This window comes from Pantoea sp. EEL5 (assembly GCF_049892805.1).
In the GTDB taxonomy this organism is placed as follows: Bacteria; Pseudomonadota; Gammaproteobacteria; order Enterobacterales; family Enterobacteriaceae; genus Pantoea; species Pantoea ananatis.
In genome coordinates this window covers 134,300-145,545 of record NZ_JBNDNJ010000006.1, presented here as the reverse complement: position 1 = coordinate 145,545, position 11,246 = coordinate 134,300, and the positions used below count along the sequence as shown (strand labels likewise).

Genomic DNA, 11,246 nt, shown 5'->3' with positions numbered 1-11,246 from the left:
CCCTTACTTCTTACCGGCATCGCGATTGTGTTTTGACTGTAGACGCCGCGACGCATGTCGTTTCAGCATCACCCACGCGGCACTCCCCACGATGGCGGAGAACAGCAGTGCAGCCAGCGCCATTAATACCGAATGCTGATTCGCGTACCACACCACCATCATGTACCACGGCATCTCGCCGCTAGGGAACTGTGGCCCCACCCGGAAACTCCGGATACCGTTCTCATCGGTGATAATCGCCGTATCACCGCGTACCGCCGCGTTGATGCGGGCCGAGCCTAAATCACCGTGCAGGCGCAGCAGTTGATCGTCGCTGGTCGCCACTGCCATGACCACCAGACGATCCGGATTCCACATTGAGCGGTAGCTCAGAAACCCACGCCAGGACTCATTTGAAGAGAAGTAGCGATCGGCATCCAGCGGCTGGCGATACCAGTCGCCCACCAGCCAGCTACGTAATTTTTCGAGCGCAGACGGCTCTTTAACCCCTAACGCACTGCCGTTGGCCTCGTACGGGGAGTTCGCCAGCATCGCCTGGTTAAACGCACTGTTGCCCGTCGTGCTCACTGCCAGTATGTCACTTTGCTGAACGCGAGCCAGGTTATTGCCGCCGACTGGCAGACCAAACAGAACCTGATTTTGTGCCAGCGCCACGCCGGTGGCATTTCCTGCCCTGGCGGACAGGTTTAACAGTGTTGAGAGCTCCGCATCGCTTGGATTTTCAGGCAACAGCAGCGTAGTCTGCGAAAAGTCAGCCAGCCGGGAAAACGGGAAAGAGGCACCCACAAAATAGGAGAGATTGGGCAGCATACTGAAATGCCGCGTGTGGCTGAGATCAATCCAGGAATCGTCTTCGATTCGACTTTTGATATTGTTGTTCAGCAAGACGCCGCAGGGCGCATCGGCTTTAGGCTTGATGTTAAAATAAAGCGCCAACTGGTTGTCGCCATAAATCAAATAGGGATCAAGGTTAATCTGGTAATGTTCCTGACGCGCATCTCCCCCTAAGCGATGCCAGGCGCTTTCAAGTAAGCCCACTTTATTCACCGTCAGATTGCGCAAAAACGTGCCGTTCAACGTGACGTTAAGTAGCGAGTTTTTTTCGTCAATCCAGTTTTCAGACGGGAAACGGTAGTGCAAATAGAGTGGGACCGTATCGCCATCCCAGAGGAACAGGTCGGGTGCAGCGCGGAAATTCACCCGCATCGCATCGTGCCAGATGCCGGTCGCCGTCAGGCTTTGATCTTTGCGCAGCAGTTCACTCAGTCGCACGGGATGCGTCGTATTGATCCAGTGCGGCGCATCGTAAGGACTGCGCAGGACTATGGACTGCGGTTTGACCTGCATGCTGTTGCTATCGGTCGCCAGTGGCTGGGTGGTCAGACGATAAGCGGCCTGGCGCAGCTGACTTTCATCTTCGCCACTGACCAGCAGGAGCTTATAAACCGGATTACCCGGATTATCGACCATCTGCAGGGATGGACCACGACTGGCTGGAAAGGTTAGCGTACCGATCCTGTCGCCAGGATGACCAAACAGGATGCCGTTTTTTTCCGGCAGATTACCGCGCACGACAGGAAAATGGATGCCACGATAATCACTCTGAATACCCAACCAGGAGGCCACCAGCACCGCCGCAGTCACCGTATCCGGCGTGACATTGTCGGCAAAGCTAAACGTCACGTCAGCCGCAGTCATACGCTGAGGATCGATAAATGGACGCGGGAAATTACGCAGGCTGGTGCCAATATTTAACTGCTGGCCTTCAAGGCTCAGCATCGTTTTAGGCAGAATAGTGACCTGGTACTGCTCTGCGCTGTCTTTTTCACACAGCAGCTTGTCCGCGTCGTTAATTTTAAAACTCAAATTGTTACTGGACACAATCATCGCTGCCGGAATGTCCAGCTGATAATCGCTTTCATCGCTGTCACCCGACCCCAGCGGCAGCGTGCCAAGCGGCTGTCCGTTTAACATCAGCTGCAATGAGGTATTGCGCGCGGCGAGCGCCTGGGAAACGCGCAGGGACAGGTTGAGACGCGCGTTGGTCACCACCTCGTCGCCCGGTAGGGTAAAAATGATGCCTGACTGCAGTTGTCCGCCGGTCAGCGTAATGCCCTGACGCTGTCCCATCTGTGCCACGTTTAGCGTGCTGCTCACCGGCTGGTTAAGCATGCTGCTGACCATTGAGGTTGTGTCGACGGAGGAAGCGGCCTGGCCTGGTCTGTAGGGCGTTTCGCCTGCGGCGGCCTCCAGGCCCGTTTCCGCATTACCGAGGCCGGCTGGCGGTGGCACGCTTGATAACGCGCTGCTGTCCTGAGTGACGGGCGAAGCGCTGCCGACAGGCTGTGCATCCGCCGTTGCGGGAACCTTTTCTCCGATCTGTGTGGCCGAATCGGCAACGGCGGCACCCTTAACGGGCGCCGTCGGGCTGGCAGATACCGTACTGTTCTCAGGCGCGCCAGTCGCAACACTCGATGCCGAGCGGTTATCCGCCGCACTGCTGTCCGCAGGCGTGATCTGGCTGCTAAGTGCAGGGTCGCTGCCCGGGGCCGCGCTGTTATTTGGCGCCACACTGTTATTCGGTACCGAACTGTTATTTGGCACCGCACTGTCGGTCGGAGCCGCGCTGTTATTCGGTACCGCACTTTCTGTCGGAGCCGCACTGTTATTCGGTACTGCACTGTCGGTCGGAGCCGCACTGTTATGCGGTACCGCACTGTCGGTCGGAGCCGCGCTGTTATTTGGTGCCGCACTGCTGTTTGGCATCACACTGTTGTCTGCAAGGGGCGTTTCAGCCGAGGCCGGAATGACCCACAGCACCGCCGAGAGAGAACCGGCCAGCATCGACTGTATCAAGATCCTCATACTGCGCTGTCCTCTTTCGTCGCAACGTCTGGGCCGCTCTTACGCTTCTCACGACGATCTCGCCAGGTCAGCCAGAACAGTTCAAAAACCGTTCGAATGATGGTGCCCAGAGAGGTTAACGGATTGTCCTGCTTATATTCAGGCTGGATCCACGCATCGGCACGCGCCAGTACCACGCGCACCAGTTCGCGGCGACGTGCCAACGGCATGGCACCAAAGCTCAGACGAATGCTTTCTTCATCGCCCGATATTTTGGTCGCCGGGATAGTAATGGTGCCTGATTTCAGTATCAGATCGATCTCTTCAATCGTATCGTGCTCATGACGATTATCTGGCGCATCCAGATTCGCGCCGCCCATCGACAGATCGCTGGTCATCGTGCGGGATGAGATGCCGCTGGCATAGTGGATAATGGCCGGAATCTGTACCTCGATACGAATCGTTTTTCGTACCTGCTTGGTTTCGCGTGCCACGGCAATGGCTGCCATCAAAATGATTAAGCTAAAGACTGCCCACCCGACGTTGAGCGCAATCACGTAGGGATCCACGCCAAAATAGTCATGCATGGTGGCGCGCACGATGCCCGCCACAATGCCGATGCTGAGCAGAAAGGCAACGATGACGTGAGGACGAACGATATGGAAATCAAAGAATCCCTGGTCCAGTACGCCGCCCTTATCCGTCACGTTAAATTTTCCGTGTTTGGGTGAAAGCAACGTGAGGATAGTCGGGATGACCAGATGAAAGCACATGACCGTTTCATAGATTTCACCCCAGAAGGTGTAGCGGAAACGGCCATTCATGCGTGAGTTAACATACAAGGAGAGGACAAGATGCGGCAAAACGTAGGCGAAAATCAGCGACGCCGACGAATGGATGATATTCAGATTAAACAGCAGATAGGCAAGCGGCGCGGTCAGGAAGACCACTCGCGGCAGACCAAACTGGAAATGCAACATGGCATTCAGGTAGCACAACCGCTGTTGCCATTTCAAGCCACGGCCGAACAGCGGGTTATCCACGCGAAAAATCTGCGTCATACCACGGGCCCAGCGCGTACGTTGAATAACGTGCAGCCCGAGGCGCTCTGTCGCCAGGCCAGCAGCCAGCGGAATCGCCAGAAACGCGGATCCCCAACCCAGACGCTGCATTTTCAGCGCGGTGTGCGCATCTTCGGTAACCGTTTCTACTGCGAAGCCGCCGATCTCTTCCAGGGCTGAACGACGAATTACGGCACAGGAACCGCAGAAGAAGGTCGCGTTCCAGTTATCGTTACCCTGCTGAACCGGGCCATAGAACAGCGATCCCTCATTAGGAATACTGCGAGCGGCACTCAGGTTACGCTCAAACGGATCCGGCGAGTAAAAGTAGTGTGGCGTCTGCAACAGTGCTAGCTTAGGATCTTTCAAAAACGGCCCCACCGTTGCCTGCAGGAAAGTCCGGGTGGCGACGTGGTCACAGTCAAAGACGCAAATCAGCTCCCCTTTGGTAATCTTCATCGCGTGATTAAGATTACCCGCTTTAGCATGGCTGTTATCATCACGAGTGATATAGCCCACTCCCACATCGGCAGCGAAAACGGCAAATTCTCTGCGTTTACCATCATCAAGCAGGTAAACCTTAATTTTATCGCGTGGATAGTCGATGCACTGGGCAGCCAAAACCGTGTCGCGCACCACGTCGAGGCTTTCATTATATGTCGGGATATAGACATCGACCGTTGGCCATAAGTGGGTGTCTTCTGGCAAGGGTTCAATAGTACGTTTTAATGGCCATGTGGTCTGCAGGAAACCCAGGATTAAAATCAGCCAGACGTACAGCTCAGCAATATATAAGCCGATGCCAAGTATCGCTTCGATTTCAGAATTAAAATACAGGGTTTCCGTTGTTCGCCACCATATATATCGGGACGACATCAGGGCGGAAAGAATAACCATTACGACCGTTATTTTACGGCTTTTACTGACCCCCAATAAAAACACCATACCGATGCTTATCAAGCCAAAAATATACTGCTTTTGGCTATCCATTGGCGTGATAATGATCACCGCAGCAACAGGTGCAAGCACCAGCAGCAGCAGGTAAAACCCGATTTTACCCATGTTCCACCCTGAAAGAGCTGTTTTTTTAAACCTGGCCTGGCCAGGTCATTACATTTAATAGTTGCTGGTGTGAATCTGTGCCTGAACTTCGCCATTCCCTACATTGACATTCAGAATACTGGCGACGCGTTTAGCGATCAGTTCAATATCAAAGGCAGCGGCGGATGACGGGCTGAAATCATAAACAGATTGCTGTGAGGCATTCGCTTCACCCACACTTTCATCGCGATGAATCTGGCCCAAAAGATTATCGCCGAGACGTTGCTGAATAAAAGCCGTCACGTCACGATTAATATTCCGGCGATTGTCGCACTGATTCAGAACAAAATAATGTCCGTGTTTACTGTTCAGCGGCTGACCAATCAGGCGATTTTCTTCAATATGCGGTAATAACGATACTGAGGCGGTATCGGCCAACATCACGACCAGATGCATATCGGCTAAGGTCTTTATCGCTTTAAGCGCAGGGCCGGGGCCCGGCGGAAAATCCGCGACCATGACCAGACCGGGATAGTTCAGTAACGTGTCGAGGCCGCGCTTAATGAAGTGAGGATCTTTGGTCAGGTTTTCTTCAAACCGTTCGCGCTGGGATTCGGTCACGTTGCCGTAGGGCAGGACAAAAATATTTCCGCCGGTAGTCAGAATAGACTGGCTCCAGTCCGCCTGTTCCTCCGAGCGCGCAACAAAGCCGCGTCCATCGTGCAGCGGCACGCCAAAATGAAGGCGCAGGGCGTTCTGAACATCAAAATCGATTGCTAACACTTTGCTACCTGAACGGGCCAGACTCCAGGCCAGATTCGCTGCCAACGTCGTTTTCCCCACCCCACCTTTGGGCGAGCACACACAAACTAACGGCATAAGGCAATCTTCTCCAGTAGCGGTTTTAATAACGTTTCTTTTGGTAAATTTTCTGACCCACTGCTGCGCGCGCGGAAGAGCCCGCTAAAACGGCTATGATCTGTGGCAGGAACGTCAGTATTCGGCTGCGCCGTTACCTGTGGTATCCGCGTTTCTTTCTCAGTTACGGGCGAAACCCTCACCGCATCCTGTGCAACAGACTGCGCGGAGGGAGCCGGGAAGAGAGGTGAGGCAGAAGAAGGGGCAACGGGCGCCACAACGTCAACATCGGGTTCGCTATTGGTCAGGCTATCCATAATAGAATGCGAAGACACAGCAGCAGGCGGCGTGACAGGCTGAGAACGCTCCGTCACCTCAGGCATGCTGAATTCGTCACCCTGAATCGGCTGGGGCTGAGGCAGATCAATACGTTGTCCCCCACTAAAAGGCATGTGCTGGTCTTCGCTCGCCAGTTGACGAATGAGAGACCATTTGCTTTTATCCGCCGCTTCCTGCGATTGGCCTGACATATCCTGAAAGGCGATGTCGAGCGTTTTTGTCTTTTCCTTAAAACGCTGCAAGTCGTCGTAATTTTTCATAGACCCTGGCCTACAACTAAGGGGGGATTTTTCCAGGAATATATCATAATAATTTAAACACAGTGAGATAATTCTGATTACAAAACCGACGAATTCAATAAGAAAGCTTAATACTAATCACTACTCTTTAGCAAAAAATGAGTACTATTTCACATATATCCGTAAAAATTGTTGAGACCATCTTAAGTTAAATATTTTCACAGGTGATTAACATCTTAGCGATCGCTTACATCAGGATAGCCGCTGTTCCAACCCTTTGTATTTTTAGGCAAAAAAAATTTTTTCGGTTCGGCATTTTACCGGCTGGAGTGCCTTTTCCCTGGACAGATTCCGTGTTTTCAAATTACGGCTGGTAAAGTATTACCCTGCTAATTATCGCTAATTAAAAAACCGATCGCTGTTGAAATCATTATCTTTTAGGACATTTATCTCAGGGGTCGGTTTGTTTAATCCATCCACGGAGTAAAAAAATAAAGCGACTTCATCCTGCTACGGTAGAACGCTGGCACTGAAAACGCCCCTGTTCATGTCGCTAATGTATCAATTAGGGTGAAGACCTCTCGTTTTCCCTCATGACCACCCGCTAATGATTGTGCCGGTGCGAAAAGGTTACGCTGATGAACAGGCTTCGGACGCGCAGCAGCAGCGCCCAGGCAGCACGTTTCGCCGGCAGGATGTGGCACGGAATCTGGAACGCACATCGCACGTTGCTGGACTTTCACAGGCGAAGGCGAATGAAAACGTTGTGTCGTTAAACAGACAGAATAACGAAATGAACGTACGGCGGTGATGGCGGAATCCCTGTGGTTAACCCCACGAGGATTCCGCCTGTCACTGATTAAGGCTGGCTGGCAGACTCGACTGATGCCGTTAGCTGGCTTTCATCCTGGTCAACCGCGAAGCAGGCTATCTGTTGGTCGCCATACTGCTTGAGTTGGGGCTGCAGCTGGACACAGGTGCCAAAACGACGCCGGCAGCGGGCATTGAATGCGCAGCCGGGCGGTGGATTCAGCGGGCTGGGGAGTTCCCCGGTCAGCTTAATACGTTCACGACGCTCATCAGGATTGAGCCGCGGCGTGGCAGAAAGTAGGGCCTGGGTGTAAGGATGACGTGGATTGGCAAAAATCGCCTCTTTGCTGCCCTTTTCCACGCAGCGCCCCAGGTACATCACCATCACGTCATCTGCGATATGCTCGACCACGGATAAATCGTGAGAAATGAACACATAGGACAGCCCCATCTCTTGCTGCAGATCCATCATCAGATTAAGCACCTGTGCCCGTACGGACACGTCCAGTGCTGAAACCGGCTCGTCAGCAATCAGCACGTCTGGCTCAAGCATCAGGCCACGGGCAATGGCAATACGCTGACGTTGGCCACCCGAAAACATATGGGGATAACGATCGTAATGCTCGGTTTTCAATCCTACCTTGGCCATCATCTCCAGCGTTTTCTCGCGACGTTCCGCTTTACTGAGTGAAGTATTGATAACCAGCGGCTCTTCCAGGATCTGGCTGACTTTTTTGCGTGGATTCAGAGAACCATACGGATTCTGAAAGACGATCTGAATCTTCTGCCGACGCAGCTTCTGGGCGTGGGGATCGTGTTTTAACAAATCCTGACCGTGCCAGTAAAGCTGACCTTCTGTTGGCGTTTCAATCATGGTGAGTAAACGGCCCAGTGTGGATTTACCGCAGCCAGACTCTCCGACAACCGCCAGCGTTTTACCGCGCTCCAGATTAAAAGAGACGCCATCCAGCGCTTTAACCAGGCGTTCCTGACCAAACAATCCTTTCTTCACCGGATAGTGTTTTTTCAGGTCGATAGCCTGCAGCAGATACTCGTGCTTTGTATTATCAGGACTCATAAGTTGGTCTCCCGGCATCGTCCAGCGGATAGTGACATTTGGACTGACGTCCCGGAATCGTCCGCAGTTCAGGTTCTTCTTTACGGCAGCGGTCATTGGCATAAGGGCAGCGCGGATTAAGCAGGCAGCCTGACGGACGATCGTATTTTCCAGGCACGACACCGGGTAATGAGGCCAGCCGTGCTTTGTCCGCCGCGAATTCCGGTAACGCCCTGAGCAGTGCCTGGGTGTAAGGATGACGCGGCGCTTTAAAGATATCCGTCGCTTTGCCACTTTCCACAACCTGCCCGGCGTACATCACAATAATGTGGTGTGCGGCTTCCGCTACCAGCGCCAGATCGTGAGTAATCAGGATCAGCGCCATGTTTTCCTGCCTTTGCAGATCCAGCAACAACTCAATGATCTGTGCCTGAATTGTGACGTCCAGCGCGGTTGTGGGTTCGTCAGCAATCAGCAGCTTTGGACGACAGGCGATAGCCATGGCGATCATCACGCGCTGGCTCATCCCGCCCGAAAGCTGATGAGGATAAACATCCAGACGCGAAGCGGGGTCGGGAATCCCCACCTGATTCAGGAGGTCAATTGCCCGCTGGCGGCGGGTGCTTTTATTACCGCCCTGATGCACCTTGATGGCTTCCATGATCTGGTAGCCCACGGTATAGCAGGGATTCAGGCTGGTCATCGGGTCCTGAAAAATCATTGCAACTTCGGCGCCCACTAACTGACGACGTTCTTTTTCAGAAATCCGCTTCAGATCGCGTTGATTGAACTCGAGTTTTTCCGCCATGACTTTTCCGGGAAAATCGATCAATCCCATGATGGCCAGAGAACTCACGGATTTACCCGAGCCGGATTCGCCAACAATGCCCACCACCTGGCCTTGCTCAACCTGGTAGCTAATGCGATCAACTGCGCGGAACGGTGCCTTATCGTCGCCGAAATGCACCGATAATTTATCTACATTTAATAATGCCATCTCGGTGCCTCTTTACTGCTTGAGTTTCGGGTCGAGGGCATCACGCAAACCATCGCCCATCAGGTTAAATGCCAGCACGGTAAGCAGAATGACTAATCCAGGGAACGTCACCACCCACCAGGCACTTTGCGCATACTGTAAGACGTCGGAGAGCATGGTGCCCCACTCCGGCGTTGGCGGCTGCGCACCCATTCCGAGAAAGCCCAACGCCGCCATATCGAGAATGGCGTTGGAAAAGCCTAATGAAGCCTGAACGATCAACGGTGCCAGACAGTTAGGTAAAATGTTGACGAACATCTGACGCAACATGCCTGCCCCCGCTACACCGGAAGCCGTCACATAGTCCCGGTTCACTTCAACCAGCACCGCCGCGCGCGTCAGACGGATATAGTGGGGAAGCGCGACAAACGTTAGCGCAATGGACGCATTAACAATCGACGGGCCAAAAATGGCGACCAGCACCAGCGCCAACAGCAGGCTGGGCAGCGCCAGCATAATATCGACCAGGCGCATAATGGTGGCATCGACCGCCCCGCCGATATACCCGGCCAGCAAACCAAAAATGACGCCAAAAATCAGCGACAGTACGACCACCATACAGCCAACCAGCAATGACAGGCGGGCGCCATACATCAGACGCGACAAAATATCGCGACCCACGTCGTCAGTGCCAAGGATATAGCTCCAGCTTCCGCCTTCCTGCCAGACAGGCGGATGCAGCAGAGCGTCACGGAACTGCTCCGCCGGCCCGTGCGGCGCCAGGACGTCAGCAAAGATGGCGATCAACAGCATTAACACGATATAAACCAGGCCCGTTACTGCGCCTTTATTACGTTTAAAATAGTGCCAGAATTCCTGAATCGGGGTCATCGGCTTGGGTGCAACATTTACGCTTGCGGGATCAACAACAGACATGATGCCCCCTTATTTCTTGTGGCGTATGCGCGGATTCACCACGCCATACAGCAGATCAACCAGCAGGTTGACCAGGATGATCAGAATAGCCGTCAGTAACACACCGCCCTGCACAACGGGATAGTCACGGCGTTGCAGCGCTTCGATTAACCAACGGCCAAGGCCCGGCCAGGAAAAAATGGTTTCAGTCAGGATTGCGCCTGCCAGCAGCGTACCGACCTGCAGGCCGATAACGGTGACAACCGGCAACATCGCATTACGCAGCGCGTGAATGACAATGACGCGCATACGCGTCAGACCTTTCGCACGCGCCGTACGGATATAGTCTTCCCCCAGCACTTCCAGCATGGAAGAACGCGTCATACGTACGATGACCGCCAGCGGAATCGTACCCAGCACGATAGCGGGCAGAATCATGTGCATGACAGCATCTTTGAAGTCGCCAGGCTCACCCCAGATTAACGTATCGATCAGCATGAAACCGGTGAGCGGATGGCTGTCATCCAGGAACACGGTATCTGCAACACGTCCGGAAACGGGCGTGAGATTAAGCTGAACAGATACCAGCATAATCAGCATGATGCCCCACCAGAAAATCGGCATTGAGTATCCGGTCAGTGAAATGCCCACCGCGGTATGATCAAACACCGAGCCACGTTTCACCGCAGCCATGACGCCTACCGGGATCCCTACGCATACGGCAAACATCATGGCGCAGATGCCCAGCTCAAGTGTGGCTTTAAAGCGCGGAACAAATTCGGTCCACACAGGAATGCGGCTTTTCAGTGAAATGCCTAAATCCCCATGCAGAACGCCATAGATATAGTGCAGATACTGCTTCCACAGCGGTTGATCGAGCCCCATCATCGCCATCAATTCAGCATGGCGCTCAGGGGAAATACCGCGCTCGCCTGCCATGATTAGCACCGGATCGCCCGGAATCATATGCACAAACGCGAAGGTCAATAATGTAATACCGATGAACGTTGGGATGACAAGCCCCAGACGCCGGAGTATGAACTGCAGCATAGGCGTAATTCTCAGTCGTTTTCCCCTGGCCCTGGCCAGAGATAACATTGCTCATT

The 11,246-nt window shown here is 53.5% G+C and carries 8 protein-coding genes; all 8 read right to left on the bottom strand.

The features are described 5' to 3' along the window. Positions 1-3: 3 nt before the first annotated feature. Positions 4-2,865, bottom strand: coding sequence for a cellulose biosynthesis cyclic di-GMP-binding regulatory protein BcsB (bcsB, locus tag ACPXSQ_RS19420; protein ID WP_426144245.1), 2,862 nt, complete (start codon positions 2,863-2,865; stop codon positions 4-6). Continuing rightward, positions 2,862-4,967, bottom strand: coding sequence for a UDP-forming cellulose synthase catalytic subunit (bcsA, locus tag ACPXSQ_RS19415; RefSeq protein ID WP_014607010.1), 2,106 nt, complete (start codon positions 4,965-4,967; stop codon positions 2,862-2,864). Before bcsA ends, bcsB begins: the two co-directional genes overlap by 4 nt. Positions 4,968-5,021: 54 nt before the next feature. Beyond that, a complete protein-coding gene (bcsQ, locus tag ACPXSQ_RS19410) occupies positions 5,022-5,825 on the bottom strand; it encodes a cellulose biosynthesis protein BcsQ (RefSeq protein WP_013024034.1) in 804 nt (267 codons plus the stop codon). Further along, positions 5,816-6,403, bottom strand: coding sequence for a cellulose biosynthesis protein BcsO (gene bcsO, locus ACPXSQ_RS19405; protein ID WP_013024033.1), 588 nt, complete (start codon positions 6,401-6,403; stop codon positions 5,816-5,818). The genes bcsQ and bcsO overlap by 10 nt, the downstream gene beginning before the upstream one ends. 838 nt (positions 6,404-7,241) lie before the next feature. Then, positions 7,242-8,270, bottom strand: a complete 1,029-nt coding sequence (dppF, locus tag ACPXSQ_RS19400) for a dipeptide ABC transporter ATP-binding subunit DppF (RefSeq protein ID WP_028716126.1) — start codon at positions 8,268-8,270, stop codon at positions 7,242-7,244. Next, positions 8,260-9,246 (bottom strand): dipeptide ABC transporter ATP-binding protein, encoded by a 987-nt coding sequence (gene dppD, locus ACPXSQ_RS19395; protein ID WP_013024031.1) that lies wholly within the window; start codon positions 9,244-9,246, stop codon positions 8,260-8,262. The genes dppF and dppD overlap by 11 nt, the downstream gene beginning before the upstream one ends. A gap of 12 nt (positions 9,247-9,258) precedes the next feature. Continuing rightward, a complete protein-coding gene (gene dppC, locus ACPXSQ_RS19390; protein ID WP_013024030.1) occupies positions 9,259-10,161 on the bottom strand; it encodes a dipeptide ABC transporter permease DppC in 903 nt (300 codons plus the stop codon). Positions 10,162-10,170: 9 nt separating this feature from the next. Then, positions 10,171-11,190 carry a dipeptide ABC transporter permease DppB gene (gene dppB, locus ACPXSQ_RS19385; protein ID WP_014607013.1) on the bottom strand — a complete coding sequence of 340 codons (1,020 nt, stop codon included), beginning with the start codon at positions 11,188-11,190 and terminating at the stop codon, positions 10,171-10,173. Positions 11,191-11,246: the final 56 nt, after the last annotated feature.

Excerpts from the sequence above, each read along its gene's own strand:
- bcsB (WP_426144245.1), bottom strand. The coding sequence starts at position 2,865 with ATGAGGATCTTGATACAGTCGATGCTGGCCGGTTCTCTCTCGGCGGTG.
- bcsA (WP_014607010.1), bottom strand. The coding sequence starts at position 4,967 with ATGGGTAAAATCGGGTTTTACCTGCTGCTGCTGGTGCTTGCACCTGTT.
- bcsQ (WP_013024034.1), bottom strand. The coding sequence starts at position 5,825 with ATGCCGTTAGTTTGTGTGTGCTCGCCCAAAGGTGGGGTGGGGAAAACG.
- bcsO (WP_013024033.1), bottom strand. The coding sequence starts at position 6,403 with ATGAAAAATTACGACGACTTGCAGCGTTTTAAGGAAAAGACAAAAACG.
- dppF (WP_028716126.1), bottom strand. The coding sequence starts at position 8,270 with ATGAGTCCTGATAATACAAAGCACGAGTATCTGCTGCAGGCTATCGAC.
- dppD (WP_013024031.1), bottom strand. The coding sequence starts at position 9,246 with ATGGCATTATTAAATGTAGATAAATTATCGGTGCATTTCGGCGACGAT.
- dppC (WP_013024030.1), bottom strand. The coding sequence starts at position 10,161 with ATGTCTGTTGTTGATCCCGCAAGCGTAAATGTTGCACCCAAGCCGATG.
- dppB (WP_014607013.1), bottom strand. The coding sequence starts at position 11,190 with ATGCTGCAGTTCATACTCCGGCGTCTGGGGCTTGTCATCCCAACGTTC.